Origin of the sequence: Cryobacterium lyxosi, assembly GCF_004403345.1 — a bacterium.
Lineage (GTDB): Bacteria > Actinomycetota > Actinomycetes > Actinomycetales > Microbacteriaceae > Cryobacterium > Cryobacterium lyxosi.
Genome location: NZ_SOGT01000001.1, coordinates 98448 through 119911 on the forward strand (window position 1 = coordinate 98448; position 21464 = coordinate 119911).

The following is a 21464-nucleotide window of genomic DNA, read 5'->3' on the forward strand; positions in this document are numbered from 1 at the left end:
AGCGTTCAGCTAAACCCATGTCTTAACCCAGCCCGAAAATTTCGTAACGCCATAGACTTCGAGACTTGAGTGCTTTGTACCCCACTTTACCGAACGTCGAACGGATGCATGTCGATCACCCTGAAGCAGCGCCTGCTCAGCTTTCTGAGTCAGGGCCTCAAGTTCGGTGCCGTCGGTGCGCTGGGCTTCGTGGTGGACTTCACGGTGTTCAACCTGTTGCGCACCACCGTGCTGGATTCCGCCGATGTACACGCCGGCCCCATCTACGCCAAGGTCATCTCGACGGTGCTGGCCATTCTGGTGAACTGGCTGGGCAACCGGTACTGGACTTTCAGCAAGAACCGCCAGGACCACACGGCGCGGGAGGGCCTGGAATTTCTCGCGGTGAGCCTCGTGGGCATGGGCATTGGCATCGCCTGCCTGTGGTTCAGCCACTACGTGCTGGGCTACACCAGCGTTCTCGCCGACAACATCTCAGGCAACATCGTCGGTCTGCTGCTCGGGGCAATGTTTCGTTTCACGCTCTACCGCTACTGGGTGTTTGCACCGAGCCGGAGCGGAGCGCCGGCATCCGCTGGTATCGCTCTGGTCAGCACGCGCACCGGGGCGATTCGGTTAGCGGCGACCCCAGAACGCTGACTCTGCGGAGGGGGCTGACTGCTCCTGCCGGCGGGAGCTCATGACGGTGCTCGCCTTTTCCATGAGGTCATGCAGCGTGCTCTGCACGAGGTCGACGTTGGGAACGTCTGTCAAGACCAGCGGATGCTCCAGCCCCGAATTGATCAGCACCGTACCCGAGTGAAACCCGGCCTGTACCCAGTTCTGCCGCACGCTCACGTCGTAGCCGCGACTGTGCAGTAGCTCCTGGCGGGTGCGCACGAAGAATCCGTGGCGAAAGATGATGCGGCGGGTGGTGATCGTGTAGCGCTTGGTGAGCCAGGCGGCGAGCGGCAGCAGCCAGCCGAGTATGGCAAGCGCGATGGCGCCGCCGAGCACAGCGGCGTTCTGCCACGGCTCCGCCATGTTGCCGAAGAAGTACCCGGTGCCGCCGGCCAGGGCGAACAGGAGCAGCGTCGGCCAGACCAGCACGCGAGCGTGCGGGCGCAGGCGAGCGATGACCTTTTCGGGCCGGCTCTCTCGGGCATAGCCGGAGGATTCGGTCTCGTTGGTCTCGCCCTGCGTTTTCTTCTTCATTACTTCTATTAATACCTCAGGTGGGTGACATCGCCGGCGGCGACAGACCGTTCCTCGCCATCGGCCTGATTGACGACGGTCAGCCGGCCGCCAGCGTCAATGCCGGTGGCGGTGCCGATTAGGTCGGTGCCGCCGGGCAGTTCCACGCGCACGACTCTGCCGAGCGTGCCACAGAGCTTCGAGACGGCGGCATGCAGGTCGCTCTGGACGGCGTCGCCGTTGGCTGAGGTAAACGCCCGGTACAACGTGACGAGTTCGTGCAGGTAGGCGGCGAGCACCTGATCGGGGTCGGGCGCGGTGCGGGTGACCAGCAGCAGCGAGGTGGACGTGAGGGTGGGCAGGTCGTGTTCGTCGAGGGAGAGGTTGAGACCGGCGCCGATGATGATGCCTGTCCCGTCGGGCAGCAGCTCGCACAGGATGCCGCACACCTTGTAGCCGTCGATGAGCACGTCGTTGGGCCATTTGAGGGTCGTGTCGTGGCGGGGGTCCTCGGCCTCTTTGACCCCTTCGACGGGCTTCATGTTCGCCTCGACGACTTTTTTCACGGCGCGGGTCATGGCGGCTCCCGCCAGCAGGGGGAACCAGCCGAGGGCGTGGGGCGGCACCTTCGGTCGCACGAGCACGGAGATGGCCAGGGCTTTGCCGGTCGGGGCCGACCAGACGCGGCCGAGCCGGCCACGCCCCTGGGTCTGGTTGTCGGTGACGATGACCGAGAGGTCGGGCCAGGCTGCGGCATCCGCCGTGGCTTGTTCTTTGAGCACATCGTTGGTGGAGGTGGCCTCGGAGCGGTACTCGAACCGGCTCACCTCGGTACGGCTGAGCGAAAATTCCATGGTGGCGACCCTCTCGTCGGCATAACTCCTGCAATTCTGTCGAATCTGGCCTCAAAACACCTATTTCGAGCTGTTTTTGACCAAATTGCAGGAGTTATGAACGTGGCGGAAGAGTTTTAGCTGGCCAATGGACCGCTGGAGGGGGAAACGTGCAGTGTTGGCCGGCAAAGTTGTGGAACATCGTCAACGGGGACCGTGCGGGGGGTGCCGGTAGAGTGAAACGGTGACTGACAAGACGCCCGCCGAGGCACCCGACCTGTATACGACGGCGGGAAAACTCGCCGACCTCAAGCTGCGTTATCACGAAGCCGTGACGGCCAGCGGGGCGACCGCCATCGAAAAGCAGCATGCCAAGGGCAAAATGACCGCCCGCGAGCGCGTCGACCTGCTGCTCGACCAGGGCTCTTTCGTGGAGCTCGACGAGTTTGTACGACACCGCACCGTGGCTTTTGGCATGGAGAAGAAGCGGCCATACGGCGACGCGGTCGTCACCGGAACCGGCACGATCCACGGCCGCCAGGTGGCCGTGTACTCCCAGGACTTCACCATCTTCGGCGGGTCGCTCGGCGAGGTGGCCGGCGAGAAGATCATCAAAGTGATGGACCTCGCCCTCAAGACCGGGGTCCCCATCATCGGCATTCTCGACTCTGGCGGAGCGCGCATTCAGGAGGGCGTCGTAGCCCTCGGCAAGTACGGCGAGATCTTTCGCCGCAATACGGCCGCCTCCGGTGTCATTCCACAGATCTCGATCATCTGCGGTCCAGCCGCGGGCGGAGCGGTCTACTCCCCCGCTCTGACCGACTTCGTGATCATGGTCGACAAGACCAGCCAGATGTTCGTCACCGGCCCCGACGTCATCAAGACCGTCACCGGCGAAGACGTCGGCATGGAAGAGCTCGGCGGAGCCCTCACCCACAACAAGGTCTCCGGCGTCTCGCACTACCTTGCCAGCGATGAGCCCGACGCGCTCGACTTCGCCCGTGCCCTCTTGAGCTACCTGCCCGACAACAACCTGGCCGAGTTGCCCGTGTTCGACAGCGACGTGGAACTCGAAACAACGGATGCCGACCGTCGCCTCAACTCGATCATCCCCGATTCGCCCAACCAGCCCTACGACGTCAAGACCGTCATCGAGCACATCGTGGACAACGGCGACTTTCTCGAGACGCAGCCGTTGTACGCGCCGAACATCGTCGTGGGGTTCGCCCGGGTCGAGGGCCGCTCCATTGGAATCGTCGCCAACCAGCCCAACGCCATGGCCGGCACCCTGAACATCGAAGCCGGCGAGAAGGCCGCACGCTTCGTACGGTTCTGCGATGCATTCTCCATCCCCATACTCACCCTCGTCGACGTGCCCGGCTTCCTGCCCGGCACCGACCAGGAGTGGACCGGAATCATCCGCCGCGGCGCGAAACTGCTGTACGCCTACGCCGAGGCCACCGTGCCGCTCGTCACCGTTATTCTGCGCAAGGCCTACGGCGGCGCGTACATCGTGATGGGCTCCAAGCAGCTCGGCGCCGACACCAACCTGGCCTGGCCGACCGCGGAGATCGCTGTCATGGGCGGCCAGGGCGCCGTGAACATTCTCTACCGCGCCGAGATCAAGGCGGCCGAACAGGCCGGTGAAGACGTCGCAGCGGTGCGCACCCGCCTGGCCAACGAGTACACCTACAACGTGGCGAGCCCGTTTCTCGCGGCGGAACGCGGCGAACTCGACGGCATCATCGAGCCGGCGGCTACTCGGGTATCGGTCATCAAGGCGTTGCGGGCTCTTCGCACCAAGCGGGCGAACCTGCCCGCCAAGAAACACGGGAACATTCCGCTGTGAAGACATCCCATACCGCGATGCCACCTAACACCGCGCGGCCGAAGCCGTCAGAGTTCGATCCGTCGGAGCTGGTTTTTGTGACCCACCGTGTCAGTGCTGTCGAGGTGTCGGCGGTGACCGCCATCATCCGCGGCCTGTTGCGGGAAGAATCCGACGAGCGCCGGGCCGCGCCGGAACTCGGTCAGAGTGCCTGGCAGCAAAACCAGCGCCCTATTCGGGTGCCGGTGCACGCGGGCGCCAACCGCTGGCGCGGCTTCACCGGCTAATGCGTGCATCCACCGGTGCGTCTGTCCTCCTAAATGCCGACTGTCAGCATGAGTTTGATAGTGCAGACTAGTAAGGCTCGGTGACGCTCTTGGAGTGCCACCACCGATCATTCGCTATCTAGGGTAAGCGAGCGAATGTGTTGGGGGCGGGAACGGATGGCATTCGGGTTGTCGTCCTTTCTCGAATAATCGAAAGGGGATCAGCTTCGGCTGATCCCCTTTCGCGTATGCCCCGCCTGACGCCGTCAGCCTCAGTCGGAAACGACGCGCGCGACCTTTCGGGGAATTTCTATCCACAGGTCTACTTCTTCTTCACCGGACGAGTCCGGTCCGAGGGCGCTCACGGCCGGGTCAGGGCTGCTCAGGCCCACCACGGTGACCGCGATGGTCGCGCTGTCGGCAGATGTACGAGCAATGATCCTGTCGGCCGTGGTGCCGCCGATGGCGGTTGCCAGGGTGTTGAGCACGATCTCCAGGGGGGATCCGCTGAGATCGTCTATCCCGCCTTCATCGAGCAGGGTGACGCTCGCACCGCGTCGACGGGCGGCCATGACCTGTTCGCGCACGGCGTTGTTCAGCAGACGCCGCCCACGGATTTCGTCGCGAATTGCTGCTTCGAGTAGTCGGCACTCCTGCCGGTCGTCCTCACTGAGATCGCCATCGCTTTCGCTGATGCGCCGCAGCATGGGCATGGCCAGTCGCATGGTTTGGGTCAACCGTACCTGGCGCTCATAGAGGTGGGCCTCCTGAGCGGCATGCCATCCGCTCGCCTCCCGCTCGGCCCTTCCATACTGGCGGGCATCCCGGTTGGCCTTCACGAGTGCTCTCGACAGCAGCACGGCCGCGACGACCCAGACCACGCTGCCGATGACGCCCAAGTGCCCCAGCTCGCCAACACCGGCCCAGACGACACTGTGCAGCACGAGCGTGCCGACACCCAGCAGGGCCAGCTGCGGGCGTTTGCGGGCAGCGGTGATCGTCATGAGGGTGCCGATCGCGGCCACGTACCAGGTGGCATACCCGAGCGTGCCGGAGGATCCGTCGAGCTGGCTGCCCACGATCAACGGAATCGCCACCGAAACACCCACGTTGAACAGGGCCAGCGGCAGTGACATGCGCATGGAGCTGCTGGTCCAGAGACTCGCGACCGTCGCCACGACATACAGGCTCATCGCCGCCAAAATCGGCGTTGCCGACGCCGGCTGGTCGAGCGAATATACGCCGAGCAGCACATGGTAGCCCGAGAAGAAAGCGGCCACGATGAGCGCCAGGGTGCGAGAAACAACCACGGAACCGGCCATCATCGGGTGCCCGCGTCTCGCCCGGACGACGAGCCCCTCGCCTCGGCCGACGGGTCACCGCTCACCTGGTTTGGCGCGTCGGGCCGCGGCCAGGTGAGGGTGATGGTCGTGCCGTGGCCCAGGCTCGTGCGCAGAACGGCCACGCCACCGGCGGCGGCCACTCGGTCATGGATCGACACGCGCAGCCCCAGCCGGCCGCTGGCGACGCTGGAAACGTCGAAACCGCCGCCGGTGTCGCTGATGCAGATGATGCATCCGCTCTGGTCGTCACCGCCCACCGTGACGGTGCGCGATTGTGCGGGGCCCGCGTGCTGCACGCTGTTGACCATGGCCTGCACGCTGGCCGAGTAGAGCGCCTCTGCGGCGTGCTCGGGAAGAGTGAGGCCGACCACGCACAGCTCGGTCACGGTGAACATTCCGGTCGCCATCGCGGCGGAACGAATGCGCGCCGCCAGCTGGCTGACGCTGACCGCGGCATCATCGACGTTTCGTTCTCCGCTGGCCACCTGCAAGCGGATGATGGCGCTGCGCGCCATAGCGGCGGCCAGCTCGGCTCCCTTGGCATTGCGCACGCCTGCCGCCGAGAGCAGCGTCGCAAGCACACTGTCGTGCACGATGGAGTCGACCTCAACCCGTTCCACCTCAGTCGCGTGATGTCGCACCGCTACGGCGTATTTGGCGAGTGCGTTGGACTGGGCAGTATCGACCCGTGCTGTGGCCTGGCGCAGTACGTAGATGATGATGAGCACCGTTCCGCCGAGCAGCATGGCGTAAAAAGTGTCGAGCACGGCGACCAGGTTCTCGGCCTCGCCGCCGGAGGGCAGTACCCGCAGGAGCCCAAAGGTGGCCGGAGTAATCACGGTGTAGACGACCGCCCACGCCAAGGGCAGTGCAATTGCCGCGCACGAGGTGGCGACACCGCAGAGGTACCAGAGCCATGGTTTACTATCGAGCACCGCGGTGGGATCGATCATGAGTGGCGGCCATACAAAAAGTGCGGCAAGATACACGGCCGCCACTGCGCCCGCAGCGGTACGGATGCCCTCCCGGGTCAGCGTCGCAGTGACGAAGATCACAATCACGAGTGCCAGAACGATCGCAATGGGCACGGCCGCCGAAGCTTTGCGGCTGTCCAGTTGCGCGAGCATGACCGGCAGGGTCTGCAGGGCGAAGATCACGGCCACGGCGGCCACCGACCGCGACAGCACAATTTCGATCTGGGCGCGGCTGATCGGGTTGCGCGGCTGCCGCGCGCGGTCGAACAGGCTGCCGTCGACCTGAAATCCGTCGTCACCGACCTCGGTGAACGGTTTAGTTGCCGTGAAGACCAGGGCACCCTGGCGATTCTGGTCGCCCTCGCGGGCGGCCCGTTTAGACACCGCGGTCAGCTTCGGTGGCGTCGAGCCCGGGCAGGATTCCGTCTTCGACGGCGCGACGCAGCAGGTCGACCTTGGTCGGAGCGGGACGCCCGACCTCGACATACTTCACCCGAATGCGGTCGAGGTATTCGCGGGCGGTGGAGTGCGCAATACCGAGCTGCATGGCGACCATCTTGAGCGGCAGTCCCGAAGCATAGAGGTGCAGCACGTCGCGTTCGCGGCGACCGAGCTGCGCCTTGGCGAAGTCGCGGTCGGCGTCGATGGCGCTGGCCCACTCGAGGTTGTTGAGCACATCGCCTCGAGCAACGGATGCGACGGCCGCCATGACGGTGGTGGTCGGGGACGACTTGGGAATGACTCCGGCAGCGCCGGCAGCAAGGGCTTCTCGCACCGAAGCGACGCGGTCGGCAATGCTGTGTACAAGCACAGCGGAGCCGGTGGTCGCCGCCAGGTGCACGTTGTCGGTGACGAGAGACCCGTCGCCGAGCGAGAGGTCGAGCACGATCACGTCGCAGGTGCGCCCGGCGAGGCCGTCAACGAGTCCCTGAGCGGTTGCTGAAGCGAACAAGACTTCGTAGCCGGCGTTCTCGCAGGCGGCTTGCAAGCCCAGTCGCACCGACTCATGGTCGTCGACAATTCCGACCCGAACGGGGGCATCGGGGGGGATGGATGGTGCGGAATCAATAACTGCGTGGCTCACGGTAGGGCTGCCTTTGGTTTGTCTGGTGTCAACGATAGCTATTTGCAGAGCAGTGCGACGGCCTCGACGTGGTGGGTATTGGGAAACAGGTCGAAAGCACGCAGGTTCTTCAGCTCATACCCCTGCGTCCGAAACAGCGCCACGTCACGGGCGAGAGCCACGGGGTCACAGGCTACATAAACGATTTGTTGTGGTGCGAGGGCGACCAGCTGATCGACGACGGCCTTGCCGGCGCCGGAGCGCGGCGGGTCGAGCACCACCGTCGCGGCGGCGAGACGGGCCCGTTCGGAGGCATCCGCTTCGCGCAGCAGTCGTTGCAGAAAACGGTCGACCCGTTCGGCTTCGGCGGTCGCGCCGGCCCATTCCTTGAGGTTGCGAGCGGCGAAAGCGACCGCTTCGGGGTCGCTCTCTACCGAGGTGATGCGGGTTGTCGGGCCGAATTTATCGCCGACGGCCGCGGCAAGCAGGCCAACACCGCCGTACAGGTCGAGGTTGGAGGCGCGCGGGTCGAACATGGCGGGGTCGATGATGTTCTGCACCGCGTGGTACAGGGTGTCGGCGGCCATTGAGTGCACCTGCCAGAAGCCCGAGCGGTCCAATTCGAACTCGCGGTCGGCGACGATCTCGTGAATGAGACCGTGCGGCACTCGCTTGGGCTTACCGTTCATATCTTTGGCGGAGACGAGCACCTGCACGTCGCCCTTGCTCGGCGCGACCAGGTCGACTGTCGCAGCGTTGTGGAACAGGGTGTCGAGCGGGGCGCGCAGTTCGAGCTCGTGCTCGGCAAGCGGCAGATCATCGACCGGGATGACGCGGTGGCTGCGGGCTGCGTACGGGCCGATGGTTCCGTCTGCGGCCACGTGCAGACTGACTCTGGTGCGCCATCCGGTGCCGTCCATCGCGTCGCCGGGGCTGGCCTTCGCGCTGACCGCGACCGGCTCCACGACGACATCAGTGCTGATCCCGGCCATGCGCTGCAAGGCATCGGAGAGCACCCGGCGCTTGAGTTCGCGTTGAAAGCCGAGATCGATGTGGCCGAATTCGGCGCCGCCGGCGCGGTCTTCGGGGGCGCGATCAACGGATGCCGCACTCCAGATGTGCGGCTGACGTTCGGGGGCTTCGTCGAGGACGGTGACCGTTTCGGCGCGCCAGAAGCTCTTGTGATTGGCCTCGGTGAGGCGGGCGCGCACCCGTTCACCGGGAAGGGTGTCGCTGACGAAAATCACGCGCCCCTCGTGACGGGCGATGAAGATTCCCCCGTGGGCGACGTTGGTGATATTCAGTTCAAGCTCGTCGCCGACACTCGCCGAGGATGTCGGCTCAAAGGCCTGGGGCTGGTGACTCGTGTTGCTCATCTAATGATGATCCCACACCCCCTCGCCGACTGTCCCTCCTGGCCTGCTTGAATAGACGCTCACCCTTCGTCGAAAGGACCGCATGCGCCTCTACCTGGCTTCCACGTCTCCGGCCCGCCTCGCCCTACTGCGCGCGGCCGGCATCGAACCCGTCCTGATCAACCCCGACGTCGATGAGGCTCGGGTCGTCGCCGAAACCGAGGCCGCGGTGGGCTCGGCTCTGGAGCCGCGCGTGCTCGTGGAACTGCTGGCGCGCGCGAAAGCGGAAGCTGCGGTATCCGCTTCACTCCCGAAGCCGCTGACCGGGCTGTTGCTGGGCGGCGACTCGGTGTTCGTGCTCGACGGCGTCATCTACGGCAAGCCGCACACCGCTGAGGCTGCTCGGGAACGCTGGGAGCGCCAGCGCGGGCGCACGGGAACGCTGTATTCAGGGCACTGGCTGATCGAGGTCGCCGACGGCGTGCCTGGCCGGGCGATCGGCGCGGCCGTGGCGGCCGAGGTGACCTTTGCCGACGACCTCGACGACGCCGAGCTCGACGCCTATGTCGCCACCGGGGAGCCTTTGTTTGTGGCAGGCGCATTCACCATTGACAGCCTCGGCGCTCCCTTCATCACGAGCATCGTCGGCGATCCATCCACCGTGGTGGGGTTGTCTCTTCCGACGCTGCGGCGGCTGGTGCGCACTCTGGGGCATGAGTGGCCGACCCTGTGGAATCGCCCCGGAGCACTGTAATTGTAGGCATTCACAATAATCTGCCGGGTCTTTTTGTGGGACAGAACCAAAAGGGATGCGACGACGGGCAATAGGCTAAGTGATTGTGTCACTCATAACGAAGGTCCTCATCGCCAACCGAGGCGAGATCGCCGTTCGGGTCATCCGTGCCGCGAAAGACAGTGGAATTCTTTCTGTCGCCGTCTACGCCGACCAGGATCGCGACTCTCTTCATGCCCGCCTGGCCGATGAGGCGTACGGTCTCGACGGCACCACCAGCGCCGAAACGTACCTGGTCATCGACAAGATCCTCTCGATCGCCCGGCGTTCCGGCGCCGACGCCGTGCACCCCGGCTACGGCTTTCTGGCCGAGAATGCCGACTTCGCCCGCGCCGTGATCGGCGCCGGCCTGACCTGGATCGGGCCCTCTCCCGAAGCCATCGAGCAGCTCGGCGACAAGGTCTCGGCCCGCAAAATTGCCGAAAAGGTCAACGCCCCCATGGCGCCAGGCACGTTAAACCCCTGCAGCGACGCGGCCGAGGTACTCGCCTTCGTTGACGTGCACGGCCTGCCCGTGGCGATCAAAGCTGCCTTCGGTGGTGGCGGGCGCGGCCTCAAGGTGGCCCGCACCCGCGACGAGGTCGCCGAGATGTTTGATTCAGCCACCCGGGAGGCCATCACAGCTTTTGGTCGCGGCGAATGCTTCGTCGAGAAGTACCTCGATTCCCCCCGCCACGTCGAGACCCAATGTCTGGCCGACATGCACGGCAACGTCGTCGTCGTGTCGACCCGCGACTGCTCGCTACAACGCCGGCACCAGAAGCTCGTCGAAGAAGCTCCGGCTCCGTTTCTCACCGATGCGCAGCGCGACGAGATGTACCGCGCTTCCAAGGCCATCCTCAAGGAGGTCGGCTACGTCGGTGCCGGCACCTGCGAGTTTCTCATCGGCCAGGACGGAACGGTGTCGTTCCTCGAGGTCAACACTCGCCTGCAGGTTGAACACACGGTCTCCGAAGAGGTCACCGGCATCGACCTGGTGCGCGAGCAGTTCCGCCTCGCCGAGGGTGGCGAGCTCACCTATGGTGACCCCGTCGCATCCGCTCACTCGTTTGAATTTCGTATCAACGGAGAGGATGCCGGCCGCGGCTTTCTGCCAGCGCCCGGCCCGGTACACGTGTTCAAGCCCGCGGGCGGTCCCGGCGTGCGCGTCGACACCGGCGTTCAGTCTGGTGACGTGATCAGCGGATCGTTCGACTCACTTTTGGCCAAGCTCATTGTCACCGGCGCGACCCGCGAGGAAGCCCTCGAGCGTTCGCGCCGGGCTCTCGACGAGTTCGAGGTGGCCGGCCTGCCCACCGTGCTGCCCTTTCACCGCAAGGTCGTGCGCGACCCTGCCTTTGCGCCGACCGACGGCAAGCCGTTCACCGTCTTCACCCGCTGGATCGAGACCGAGTTCGAGAACGACATCGAACCGTGGAGCGGCAGCATGGAAGACGCCGTCGGCCAGCAGAAACGCCACAGCATCGTCGTCGAGGTGGAGGGGCGGCGCATTGAGGTCACCCTGCCCACTCGACTGTTGCCCGGCGGCGCAAGCGCCCGCTCGGTCGGCCCAGCCCCGAGGCGTCGCGGCGGCCTGCACTCCGTCGACACCGCCACCGGAGACGCCGTCACGGCGCCAATGCAGGCGACCATCATCAAGCTGCTCGTTGCCGAAGGTGACACCGTGGTCAAGGGAGACCTGCTGCTCGTACTCGAGGCCATGAAAATGGAGCAGCCGCTCGTTGCCCACCGTGACGGCACGATCGGCAACGTTGCCGCTATCGTCGGCGAAACGGTCTCCTCTGGCAGCGTTCTGCTCACGGTCTCCGACGCCGCCTAGCTTTCGCCGTCGCCGCCTAGTTTTCGCCGTCGGCTGCGGGTTTTCGACAGCCTGCGCATGCGTCGTTGACGAGGTTGGGGGCAGGGCATCTGCTCCCACGGCCCACCTCGAAAACCAACCGATGACGTCCAGACCTAGAGGACGATGTGCATGGCGCGCGCCGCATCCGTTATGGACCCGGTCAGCGAGGGATAGACCGGGAAGGTGCGTGCAACTTCGTCGACGGTGAGCCGGTGTTCGACGGCCAGTGCGAGCGGAAAGATGAGTTCGCTGGCTTTGGGGGCGACGATGACGCCTCCGATGACCGTGCCGCTGCCGGTGCGGGCGAACAGCTTCACGAAGCCGTCCTTGATTCCCATCATTTTGGCTCGCGGGTTTTGCGAGAGCGGCAGCTTGTAGATCTCACCCTGGGCGAGCCCGTCTTCGATCTGCTTCTGGGTGTAGCCGACGGTGGCGATTTCGGGCTGGGTGAAGATGTTCGCGGCAACGTTGCGAATCTCGATCGGATTGACGGTGTCCCCCATGGCGTGGAACACCGCGGTGCGGCCCATCATCGACGCCACGGATGCCAGCGGAATCTCGGTCGTGCAGTCGCCGGCTGCGTAGATGTTCGGAATCGAGGTGCGGGCGACCCGGTTGACCTGGATATGTCCGGAGTCGGTGATCTGCACGCCGGCCTGCTCGAGGCCAATGTTGGCGGTGTTCGGAATGGAGCCGACGGCGATAAGGCAGTGGCTGCCTTCGACCGTGCGTCCGTCTTCGAGCATGGCGACGACGCCGGTCTCGGTGCGCTCGACCGAGGAGGCCCTCGACTTGGAGAGCACGATCATGCCGTTACGCTTGAAGACGTTTTCGATGACGTTCGCGGCATCGGCGTCTTCTCCGGGCAGAACCTGGTCACGGCTGGAGATGAGAGTGACCTTCGCGCCGAGGGCGCGGTAGGCCGAGGCGAACTCGGCGCCGGTGACGCCAGAGCCGACCACGATGAGGTGTTCGGGAATGGCCTTGAGGTTGTAGAGCTGGGTCCAGGTGAGAATGCGCTCACCGTCGGGTAGCGCTGACGCGAGCACGCGGGGGCTGGCGCCCACAGAGACGACGACAGTGTCGGCATCGATGCGGTCGAAGTCGGTGGCCGTTGAGTCGCCGGAGGTGGCCACGATGATGCCGGTGGTGCCATCGAGACGGCCGTGGCCCTGAACATAGCGCACACCGGCGCGAATGAGGGTGGCCTTCATGTCTTCGGACTGCTGGCGGGCGAGGGCGAGCAGTCGTTTATTCACGGCGGCCAGGTTGATGGCCACCTCGGGGCGCAGGGGTTTGCCGGTTTCGCCGCGCACGAAGAACTGCACACCGAGGTCGGTCGCCTCGCCGATCGAATTCGAGGCCTCGGCCGTGGCAATCAGAGACTTGGACGGGACGACATCCGTTATCACGGCGGAACCGCCGACTCCGACACTTTCGATGAGGGTGACGTCGGCACCCTGTTGTGCTCCGGCGATGGCCGCTTCGTATCCGCCGGGCCCACCGCCCAGTACTGCGATGCGCTGCTTGCGTTCGAACTCATAGGCCATGTTTCTATTCTCTCAAGGCGCGCAGTTCCCGCCAAACCGGTTCATCGACCGCACAGTCCGCGTGAGCGTCGAAAAGAGCGAAATTGAGCCGAATGATCGTCTCGGCGCCCGTTCGGCGCGCCGAGAGCAGAATTCGCTCAGAATCTCCGTGCCCGAGGCGGGGGTTCTAGAGTAGTCAAATGTTCACGAACGAGATCAACCCGTTGGACCTGCCCGAAACAGATCCGTTTGAGGCAGCACAGTCGGCCGCCGCGGAGATCGCCGGCATCACGGGGGTTCCCCGACACGACATCGCTCTCACGCTCGGCAGCGGCTGGGCCAGGGCCGCCGACCTGATCGGCGAGACCACCCACACAGTGGCTGCCGCAGACATCACCGGGTTCAGCGCTCCCGCCCTGGCCGGCCATGCCGGCACCCTGCGCTCCATTCTTCTTCCCAGCGGCAAGCGCGCCCTCGTGATCGGCGCCCGCACGCACTACTACGAGGGCCACGGTGTACGCCGGGTCGTGCACAGCGTGCGCACGGCGGCGGCGACCGGAGCGACGACGATGATCTTGACCAACGGGGCCGGCGGCATCCGTGAATCGTGGACGCCGGGCACCCCGGTGCTCATCAGCGACCACATCAACCTGACTTTTGATTCTCCGGTCGAGGGCGCGAACTTTGTCGACTTGACCGACCTGTACTCGAAGCGGCTTCGCGATCTCGCCCGCGGCATCGACCCGACGCTCGACGAGGGCGTGTACTGCCAGTTTCGCGGGCCGCACTACGAGACCCCGGCCGAAGTTCAGATGGCCAAGGCCATCGGCGGTCACATCGTGGGTATGTCGACCGCGCTCGAGGCCATCGCGGCCCGGCAAGCCGGAATGGAGGTGCTCGGCCTCTCGCTCATCACCAACCTCGCCGCCGGCATTCAGAAAACCCCGCTCAGCCACGGCGAAGTCATCGAGGCCGGCGCGCTGGCCGAACCGGTGATCAGCGCACTCCTCGCCCGGATCGTGGCCGCGCTGTGACGGGCTCCGACCGCCCCGACGCTGGCCATTCCGATAACAACGACGACCGGCCGACCGAGCGCACCGGCGGTCGCCATTCCGGCCCGCCAGCGGATGCCGCGCCGCAGGTCACGCCGCCACCCACCCCGGATGCCGCGCCGCAGGTTCTCGACCCGGACACAGCCGATGAGATCCACACTCCGACCCGCGCCCTGCCGATCACGCACAACCCCGACGACGCCTCCGAACCCACGGTCGCCATTTCGACGATCATGCACAACAGCGACGATGCCGGCTTCGAACCGACCGTTGCCATTTCGACGATCACGTCCGACGGCGCTGCCAGCGATGACGTCGACGAGCTTGCGACTGCGCCCGTGGCACACGAGACGCCGGAGACCTCGACCAATCGCACCATTGCGCTGCTGCAGGCCGCTCGGGCCTGGCTGAACCAGGATCCCGACCCGGAAACGCAGGCGCAACTTCGCGTTCTGATCAACGCCGTCGACGACGGCGACACCACGGCCCTGTCCAATCTGCATTCGCGGTTCGACACCCGGCTCGCATTCGGCACGGCCGGGCTGCGCGGCGAGATCTCCGCCGGACCGAACCGCATGAACCGCGTGCTGGTCTCGCAGACAGCGGCCGGCCTCGCGACCTATCTGCGCCGGCGTGCTGCTTCTGGCGTCACGCCGTCGGTGGTCATCGGCTATGACGGACGCAAGAACTCACAGGTCTTCGCGACCGACACGGCGGCGATCATGGCTGGAGCGGGGGTGCGCGCCATCCTCTTGCCTCGTCTGCTCCCGACACCCGTACTCGCCTTCGCGGTACGGCACCTCGACGCGAGCTGCGGCGTGATGGTAACCGCCTCACATAATCCTGCGATCGATAACGGCTACAAGGTCTACCTGGGCGGCGCGAACAATGGCGCACAGATCGTCTCCCCCGACGACTTGGCCATCTCGACCGAGATTCTGCGCGTTGCCGCCGACGAACACGTTCTGCACCTGCCGCGCGGCAGCTATGAAACCGCCGAAGAAGACGTCGTGCACGCCTACATCGCGGCGACGGCCGGCATCGCCCACACGCCCCGCGCGCAGGTGAACGCGGTGTACACCGCGATGCACGGCGTGGGTTGGGACACCACGCGTCGGGTGTTGGAGAAGGCCGGATTCGACCTACCGACCCTCGTTGATGCCCAGATCGCACCGGACGCCGCTTTTCCGACCGTCGCCTTTCCGAATCCGGAAGAACCCGGAGCGCTGGACCTGGCCTACGAGAGCGCGCGCGAGGTGGGCGCTGAGCTCATCATCGCCAACGATCCGGATGCCGACCGCCTCGCCGTGGCCATCCCCGACCTGTCCAGTGCGAGTGGGTACCGCCGACTCAGCGGTAATGAGGTCGGCGCAATTCTGGGTTGGCGGGCGGCCGCCATGGCTCCGGCGCACGATCCCGACGCTCTGCCCGCCATCGATGCCGGAACCCTGGCCTGCTCGATCGTGTCGTCGCCGGCACTGCATGCGGTCGCGGATGCCTACGGCCTGCGCTTCACAGAAACCCTCACCGGCTTCAAATGGGTGTCGCGGGTGCCCAACCTGGTTTACGGATACGAAGAAGCGCTCGGCTATCTGGTCAACCCGGATACCGTACGCGATAAGGATGGTATCTCGGCCGCAGTGGCGCTGCTTTCGCTGGTGAGCGACCTCAAGTCGGAGGGAACGACCCTCGCCGGCTATCTCGACTCGTTCAGCGAGAAGTTCGGACACTTCGCCTCCGGACAAATCTCCGTGCGGGTCTCTGAACTCTCGACGATCGCCCTGGTCATGACGCGACTGCGGGAATCCCCACCCACCCACGTCGGCCGTATTCGGGTCGACGAAATCGACGATTTTCGTTGGGGGCTGGGCGATTTGCCACCGAGCGATGTGTTGCGCATCCGCTTGACCGATGGGTCGCGCGTGATGATGCGCCCGAGTGGAACCGAGCCAAAGCTCAAGGTGTACATCGATACCCGCTGCCCGGTCGGCACTCTGGTGGAGCGCCGTTCTGCCGCGCAGGCCGCCCTCGACGAGCTCGATCGGGGCATGCGGGCGCTGATCGCCTAGCTGGCGGCCTCCGGTGCGGCGTGGGAAAATCCGCTCGCCGGGCCCACCTTTTGACCGTGGGCCCAGTTTATAAGCTGGGCCCACGGACGGGGCCCGGGCCCCGTCCGCGACAGCGGTGGGGGTGGAACGCGGGGTTCTAGGAACCCAGAGCGATGTCGAGCTTGACGACCAGTTCGTCGACATCGAAGTAGTTGTTGATGACGATGACGTCGGCGTTGGTCTTGCCGATCGCGTCGACCAGCTCAGACGAGGTCAAAATGACCTGGGCGTCGGCCGCGGCGGCGCGCACGCCGGCGACATCGGTAGCCAGCACACTCGCATCGATGTCGAGGCGTTCGAGCGCGCGCTCCGTATTGACTTTGAGAATGGCGGAGGTACCCAGGCCGATACCGCACATCACGACGATCTTCATGAGGCAGTCCGCTCGAACACGCTCTGCACGAACTCGGCGTTGGTGGCGCCGGCCAGGGCCGGAATCACCGTCGGGTCGTTGAACACGTTGGCGAGTTCGGCGACGAACTGCAGGTGGTCGTCGGCACCGGCAACGGCCAAGCCCACGATCACGCTGACCGGGTCGTTGTGGGGGTGCCCGAAGGTGACCGGCTCGACGAGGGTGACCACGCAGAGTCCGTCTGTGAGAACATCCGCTCCCGGGCGGGCGTGCGCGAGCGCCAGGCCGGGCGCGATCACGATGTAGGCACCGAATTCGCGAATCACCTCGATCATGCGCTCGGTATAAGCGGATGTGGCGGCACCGGAACGCACGAGGGCGTCACCGGCCGCCGTGATGGCGGCCGGCCAGTCGTCGGCGTGCGCACCGATCGTGATTGCGTCAAGCGGGAGATGCGGCAGGGACATGATTCCTTCGGTTCTGCGGGGTGGTGCTTGGTGCGCTGGCGCTTCGGATCAGCCAGCGTCAGGCGTCGCCGAAGCCGGCTTCGATGGCCTCGACCAGCTCTTCACGGTCTTCCAACGGCAGGAACGCCGCGTGGGCTGCGTTGAGCTGGAAGATCTCGAGGTCGCCGACGTCGTAGCCGAAGGCATCGGCAAGCAGGGCCAGTTCCTGGGTGAGGGTGGTGTCGCTCATCAGACGGTTGTCGGTGTTGACGGTGACCTTGAAACCAAGCTGGTAGAGCAAGTCGAACGGGTGGTCGAAGAGTTCCTCGCCCCAGGCGGCGACCGCCCCGGTCTGCAGGTTCGACGAAGGACTCAGTTCGAGCGTGATCTCGCGATCGCGCACCCACTGGGCCACCGGGCCGAGGGTGACGAAGGTGTTGTCGTCGTCCTGGCGTTCGATGGTGACGTCTTCGGCGAGTCGCACGCCGTGGCCGAGGCGCAACGCACGGCCGTCGAATAGGGCGCTGCGAATGCTGTCCAGGCCGTCGGCCTCGCCAGCGTGCACGGTGACCGGCATGAATTCGCGGGCGAGCAGGTCAAACGCTGCGCGGTGGTTGCCAGCTGGAAAGCCGGCTTCCGCGCCGGCGATGTCAAAGCCGACAACGCCGTCGAAGCGGTAGCGCACGGCGAGTTCGGCGATCTCGAGGCCGCGGTTCGCGTGGCGCATGGCGGTGATGAGCTGGCCGATGCGAATGCTGCGGCCTGACTCTTCGACGTTCTCGATGCCGGCTTCGATGCCGTCCTGCACGGCTTCGACGACCTCGTTGAGGGTGAGGCCGCGGGCCAGGTGCTGCTCGGGAGCCCAGCGCACCTCACCGTAGATGACGCCATCGTCGGCGAGATCCTCGACGAATTCGCGGGCGACCCGGCTGAGTCCCTCGCGGGTCTGCATGACCGCGGTCGTGACGTCGAAGGTCTTGAGGTATTCCACGAGCGAACCAGCGTTGGACTGGTCGGAGAACCATTCACCGAGCGCGTCGGCATCCGTCGTGGGAAGCACGAATCCGATGGAGTCGGCCAGTTCGATGATGGACTGCGGGCGCAGGCCGCCGTCGAGGTGGTCGTGCAGCGAAACCTTGGGCAGGGTGTTGATGCTCGTGCCGCCGCCGGGCATGAGGAATTCCTCGATCACAGTCATACGAACAAGCTCCTCGTTACGGGGGGCGGCTGTGAACTACAACCGCGCGCTCAGCTTATCGGAGCGGCTCTGGGCGGACCATGAGAAATGCGGCCAGCGGAATCGTCGATGCTCTCGGGCGCGTCGGCGACCCGCCGCAGCGCTCGGCCGCCTGACCGCGCAGCCGTGAATCCGCCTCAGGCCTCGGCCGCCGCGTGACTTCCACCCTCCAAACGGGGTTGGATGGAGCTCTACGACAAACGGGAGCCCCATGACCACGCGCGCCATGCACCTCCCCGACATCCAGGTTCCCGACCTGCACGGCAAGCTTGCCGTCGTCACGGGCGCCAACAGCGGCCTCGGATTCGGCCTCACCGGCCGCCTCGCCCGCGCGGGCGCCGAGGTCATCCTCGCCGTGCGCAACGAGGACAAGGGTGCAGCGGCCGTGAGACGCATTCGTGAGCAGACCCCGGAGGCGAGCGTCAGCATCCGTCGTCTCGATCTGGCTTCGCTGTCGAGCATCGCCAAATTCGGTGCGGAGCTCACGAAAGAAGGGCGCCCGATCGATATTCTGCTCAACAACGCCGGCATCATGATGCCACCGGTGCGCGACGAGACCGAAGACGGCTTCGAGCTGCAATTCGGCACCAACCACCTCGGCCATTTCGCGCTCACCGCTCACCTGCTGCCGCTGCTGCGCGCCGCCACAACGAGCCGGGTCGTGAGTCTTTCAAGCCTGATCGCCCGCACCGGACGCCTCGATTTCAACGACCTGCACGGCTTGCGCTACCGGCCGCACCGCGCCTACGCGCTCTCCAAGCTCGCCACGCTCGTGTTCGCGCGCGAACTCAACCGGCGCAGCGTCGTCGGCGGCTGGGGTCTGCGCAGCATCGCCGCGCACCCGGGTGCAACCGTCACGAACCTGCAGATCACCGGACCCACCCACAAGGGAGCCTCGGCCCGGGTCTTCCTCGCCGTCAACGAAGCCACCCACCACATTGGCTGGATCTGGCAGCAGGTCGACCAGGGCATCCTGCCAGCGCTCTACGCGGCGACGAGCCCGGCAGCGGCCGGCGGCGGCTACTACGGTCCCGGTGGATTCGGCGAACTCACCGGCGCCCCCGCGCCCGCCAGGCTGCCCCCGCGCTCGCTCGACGAAGCGGATGCCCGCCGTCTCTGGTCGCTGTCCGGGGAACTCACCGGCGCCACCTTCCCGGCCGTGTAGTTTCGCTGTTGATGACCTTCACGAGCACCCGCGCCAGGCGCTTCCGAATGATGTGGTCGTTGGCTTCCACGCGGTGCATGGTGACGTGGCGCATCCGCTCGATAATGGTCATGCTGCCCTGCGCGATGAATGCGTCGAACGCTCCGTAGATCACGTCGACCGGCACCGTCAGGCTCGCGATGTCGCTCACCACGGTCTGCGATTCGATACAGTGCTCCATGGATTTGATGAAGGGGGTCCAGGTCTTCTCGGTGAGTTCGAAGATGCCCTTGGGTAGCAGGCGCGACATGATCGCGGCGTTGGCGAGCGTGAATTCCTTGTTGGCGCGCAGAAAATCGTAGGCCCGCAGGTACGCGCTGACCCGCGCCCTGACCCGCGAATCGCCGATGTCGCTCGGTGAGACGTAGACCGGCGGCCCGACCAAGACCACGCGTGATACCGTGCCGCGACCGGCCAGACGCCGCCAGAATGTCGCGACACTGCCGTGTCGCTCCATCGCCGCGTAGCGTGTGCTGATCAGGCTGCCCAGCGAGTGGCCGACGAGCACGAACGGCTCGCGCAACTTCAGCGAGCGGATGGTCGCGCTCAAGGCCCCGACATGATCCTCCAGTCGGTATTGGCAACCGATCGGCGCCGGCGACTGACCAAAGCCCAGAATATCCACGGCAATCACGCGATGGTTCGGCGTCAGCAGCGGAATCACCTCGTAGAAGGTGATCGAAGACGATGCGATGCCGTGCACCAGGAGGACGACCGGGCCGGTGCCGGCATCCGTTGCGACGTGCAAAAGTGGTGGGCAGGACCGACGCGTCGTGCGCATCCGTTCCGCCCACCAAGACATGCGCTAGGTATCGTCGCGCAGCGTGGCCTTCAGGTCATTTTTAGCCTCGGTCGCGTTACGCTCGGCTTCAGCATGCTTCACGTCGCCCTCGGCCTGCTTCACCTTGGCATTGGCTTTAGCCTCGTCGACCTTGTCATCGATGCGGTCCTTGGCGTCGTCCACTGCTCGACCGATCTTCTTGCCGGTGGCATCGAGTGCATCCTTGGCATTGTCGACGAATCCCATGTTGTCCTCCTGATCGTGTGAGCGGTCGGGTTGAACCGCGTATTCCAAGACCATACTTCGGGGGCTGGGCGCCGAGTCCCAATTGTGATCCGACTCCCAGACTGCCCCCAGACACTGCCCCCACAACGCTCGGTACGGTGAGGTATGAGACGAACGTGGGGTGTCATCGCGGTTCTTCTGACGGCCGTGTTGCTGGCGGGGTGCACGGCAAACAGCGGCAGTTCCGTGACCACGGATTCGTCGGGAAGTATCTCCAGCGGGGCTGTTCCCGCTGAGGGTGACAAGGCGGGCGACGGAAGCCTGGTCACCGGCACCACGGGCGCTGTGAAGACCACGAACCGCGACGTCATCACCACCGGATCCATGTCGATCACGACCACCGACCCGGTCGCGGCAAGCGAAACCGCCGTCACCCTTACCGAACAGGCCGGCGGACGGGTGGACAGCCGCAGCGAAAACCCGGCCACCGACATCCAGCCGGCCAGCGCGCACCTCACCCTGCGCATTCCGTCCGACGAACTCGACCGCACCCTGGCCGATCTGAAGAAGCTCGGCACCCTCAACTTCGTGACACTCACCGCCGAGGATGTGACGCAGCAAAGCCAGGACCTCGACGCCCGCATCACCGCGCTCACCACCTCGGTCGACCGGCTGCTCGCGCTGATGGCCTCCGCCACTACGACAGCAGACCTGATCAGCATCGAGAGTACGCTGTCGAGCCGGCAGGGTGAGCTGGAAAGCCAGCGGTCCCAGCGCGACTTCCTCGCTGACCAAATCGACTACTCGACCCTGCAACTCGACCTGGTCTCGGAGGGTACCGTCGCCGCGGGCGGCCCCGACAACTTCTGGACCGGCATCACCGCCGGCTGGAGCGCCCTCGCCGCAGCCCTCGGCGGCCTGCTGATCGGCCTCGGAGTGGCCCTGCCCTGGCTCGTCGTGCTGGCGATTTTTGGGGCAATTGTGTTGCTTATCGTGCGGTTGTTCACACGCCGGCGCAAGGCTGCATAGGCTTGACTATGTGACCGAGTTTCTCCCTGCGCC

At 65.4% G+C, this 21464-nt stretch carries 21 protein-coding genes; 9 read left to right on the top strand and 12 right to left on the bottom strand.

What is annotated here, in order from left to right; all coding sequences use genetic code 11:
- Nucleotides 1–108: 108 nt before the first annotated feature.
- The gene (locus E3T27_RS00415) at nucleotides 109–639 is read left to right on the top strand and encodes a GtrA family protein (RefSeq protein WP_134571234.1); all 531 of its coding nucleotides are present in this window, start codon (nucleotides 109–111) and stop codon (nucleotides 637–639) included.
- Here the strand turns inward: E3T27_RS00415 and E3T27_RS00420 are convergent.
- Nucleotides 616–1194 carry a PH domain-containing protein gene (locus tag E3T27_RS00420; protein WP_241992050.1) on the bottom strand — a complete coding sequence of 193 codons (579 nt, stop codon included), beginning with the start codon at nucleotides 1192–1194 and terminating at the stop codon, nucleotides 616–618. The genes E3T27_RS00415 and E3T27_RS00420 overlap by 24 nt on opposite strands.
- Before the next feature lie 8 nt (nucleotides 1195–1202).
- Nucleotides 1203–2027, bottom strand: coding sequence for a biotin--[acetyl-CoA-carboxylase] ligase (locus tag E3T27_RS00425; RefSeq protein ID WP_134571235.1), 825 nt, complete (start codon nucleotides 2025–2027; stop codon nucleotides 1203–1205).
- 223 nt (nucleotides 2028–2250) lie between these two features.
- Between E3T27_RS00425 and E3T27_RS00430 the strand changes: the two genes are divergently transcribed.
- Together E3T27_RS00430 and E3T27_RS00435 are read left to right on the top strand one after the other, a co-directional pair.
- Nucleotides 2251–3855 (top strand): acyl-CoA carboxylase subunit beta, encoded by a 1605-nt coding sequence (locus tag E3T27_RS00430; RefSeq protein ID WP_134571236.1) that lies wholly within the window; start codon nucleotides 2251–2253, stop codon nucleotides 3853–3855.
- Nucleotides 3852–4121, top strand: coding sequence for a hypothetical protein (locus E3T27_RS00435; protein ID WP_134571237.1), 270 nt, complete (start codon nucleotides 3852–3854; stop codon nucleotides 4119–4121). The genes E3T27_RS00430 and E3T27_RS00435 overlap by 4 nt, the downstream gene beginning before the upstream one ends.
- Nucleotides 4122–4372: 251 nt before the next feature.
- Here the strand turns inward: E3T27_RS00435 and E3T27_RS00440 are convergent, their stop codons facing one another.
- From E3T27_RS00440 to E3T27_RS00455, 4 genes are read right to left on the bottom strand one after another with little or no spacing between them, the layout of a single operon-like run.
- Nucleotides 4373–5410 carry a hypothetical protein gene (locus tag E3T27_RS00440; RefSeq protein WP_233200638.1) on the bottom strand — a complete coding sequence of 346 codons (1038 nt, stop codon included), beginning with the start codon at nucleotides 5408–5410 and terminating at the stop codon, nucleotides 4373–4375.
- A gap of 11 nt (nucleotides 5411–5421) precedes the next feature.
- Nucleotides 5422–6801: a sensor histidine kinase gene (locus E3T27_RS00445; RefSeq protein ID WP_134571238.1), complete on the bottom strand. Its 1380-nt coding sequence runs from the start codon at nucleotides 6799–6801 to the stop codon at nucleotides 5422–5424.
- Complete coding sequence (locus tag E3T27_RS00450; RefSeq protein ID WP_134571239.1) at nucleotides 6794–7501, bottom strand: response regulator transcription factor; 708 nt, start codon at nucleotides 7499–7501, stop codon at nucleotides 6794–6796. Before E3T27_RS00450 ends, E3T27_RS00445 begins: the two co-directional genes overlap by 8 nt.
- A 38-nt stretch (nucleotides 7502–7539) precedes the next feature.
- Entirely contained in the window at nucleotides 7540–8856 is a 1317-nt protein-coding gene (locus E3T27_RS00455; RefSeq protein WP_134571240.1) for a class I SAM-dependent RNA methyltransferase, read from the bottom strand.
- Between the two features lie 82 nt (nucleotides 8857–8938).
- Here E3T27_RS00455 and E3T27_RS00460 point away from each other — a divergent pair, with 82 nt between their 5' ends.
- Both E3T27_RS00460 and E3T27_RS00465 read left to right on the top strand, forming a co-directional pair.
- Entirely contained in the window at nucleotides 8939–9589 is a 651-nt protein-coding gene (locus tag E3T27_RS00460; protein ID WP_104196513.1) for a Maf family protein, read from the top strand.
- A gap of 85 nt (nucleotides 9590–9674) precedes the next feature.
- Entirely contained in the window at nucleotides 9675–11447 is a 1773-nt protein-coding gene (locus E3T27_RS00465; protein WP_104196582.1) for an acetyl/propionyl/methylcrotonyl-CoA carboxylase subunit alpha, read from the top strand.
- Nucleotides 11448–11581: 134 nt separating this feature from the next.
- On the opposite strand, the gene E3T27_RS00470 is transcribed toward E3T27_RS00465, so the two are convergent.
- Entirely contained in the window at nucleotides 11582–13018 is a 1437-nt protein-coding gene (locus E3T27_RS00470; RefSeq protein WP_104196512.1) for an NAD(P)H-quinone dehydrogenase, read from the bottom strand.
- A 179-nt stretch (nucleotides 13019–13197) separates the two neighbouring features.
- Here E3T27_RS00470 and E3T27_RS00475 point away from each other — a divergent pair, with 179 nt between their 5' ends.
- Both E3T27_RS00475 and E3T27_RS00480 read left to right on the top strand, forming a co-directional pair.
- On the top strand, nucleotides 13198–14031 hold the full coding sequence (locus tag E3T27_RS00475; protein ID WP_134571241.1) for a purine-nucleoside phosphorylase: 834 nt from the start codon (nucleotides 13198–13200) through the stop codon (nucleotides 14029–14031).
- Nucleotides 14028–16118, top strand: a complete 2091-nt coding sequence (locus tag E3T27_RS00480; protein WP_241992051.1) for a phospho-sugar mutase — start codon at nucleotides 14028–14030, stop codon at nucleotides 16116–16118. The genes E3T27_RS00475 and E3T27_RS00480 overlap by 4 nt, the downstream gene beginning before the upstream one ends.
- 136 nt (nucleotides 16119–16254) lie before the next feature.
- On the opposite strand, the gene E3T27_RS00485 is transcribed toward E3T27_RS00480, so the two are convergent.
- Genes E3T27_RS00485 through E3T27_RS00495 form a run of 3 tightly spaced genes read right to left on the bottom strand, consistent with a single transcriptional unit; the run spans nucleotide 16255 to nucleotide 18153 of the window.
- Complete coding sequence (locus E3T27_RS00485) at nucleotides 16255–16530, bottom strand: PTS sugar transporter subunit IIB (protein WP_104196510.1); 276 nt, start codon at nucleotides 16528–16530, stop codon at nucleotides 16255–16257.
- Nucleotides 16527–16976 carry a PTS sugar transporter subunit IIA gene (locus tag E3T27_RS00490; RefSeq protein WP_104196509.1) on the bottom strand — a complete coding sequence of 150 codons (450 nt, stop codon included), beginning with the start codon at nucleotides 16974–16976 and terminating at the stop codon, nucleotides 16527–16529. The genes E3T27_RS00485 and E3T27_RS00490 overlap by 4 nt, the downstream gene beginning before the upstream one ends.
- Nucleotides 16977–17034: 58 nt before the next feature.
- Nucleotides 17035–18153 carry an adenosine deaminase gene (locus E3T27_RS00495; RefSeq protein ID WP_134571242.1) on the bottom strand — a complete coding sequence of 373 codons (1119 nt, stop codon included), beginning with the start codon at nucleotides 18151–18153 and terminating at the stop codon, nucleotides 17035–17037.
- Nucleotides 18154–18403: 250 nt separating this feature from the next.
- Here E3T27_RS00495 and E3T27_RS00500 point away from each other — a divergent pair, with 250 nt between their 5' ends.
- Nucleotides 18404–19357: an SDR family oxidoreductase gene (locus tag E3T27_RS00500; protein WP_134571243.1), complete on the top strand. Its 954-nt coding sequence runs from the start codon at nucleotides 18404–18406 to the stop codon at nucleotides 19355–19357.
- On the opposite strand, the gene E3T27_RS00505 is transcribed toward E3T27_RS00500, so the two are convergent.
- The gene (locus tag E3T27_RS00505) at nucleotides 19329–20144 is read right to left on the bottom strand and encodes an alpha/beta fold hydrolase (protein WP_241992052.1); all 816 of its coding nucleotides are present in this window, start codon (nucleotides 20142–20144) and stop codon (nucleotides 19329–19331) included. The two genes, E3T27_RS00500 and E3T27_RS00505, sit on opposite strands and share 29 nt — an antisense overlap.
- 57 nt (nucleotides 20145–20201) lie before the next feature.
- A complete protein-coding gene (locus E3T27_RS00510; protein WP_104127647.1) occupies nucleotides 20202–20423 on the bottom strand; it encodes a hypothetical protein in 222 nt (73 codons plus the stop codon).
- Nucleotides 20424–20567: 144 nt separating this feature from the next.
- Between E3T27_RS00510 and E3T27_RS00515 the strand changes: the two genes are divergently transcribed.
- A complete protein-coding gene (locus E3T27_RS00515) occupies nucleotides 20568–21431 on the top strand; it encodes a DUF4349 domain-containing protein (RefSeq protein WP_134571245.1) in 864 nt (287 codons plus the stop codon).
- Nucleotides 21432–21464: the final 33 nt, after the last annotated feature.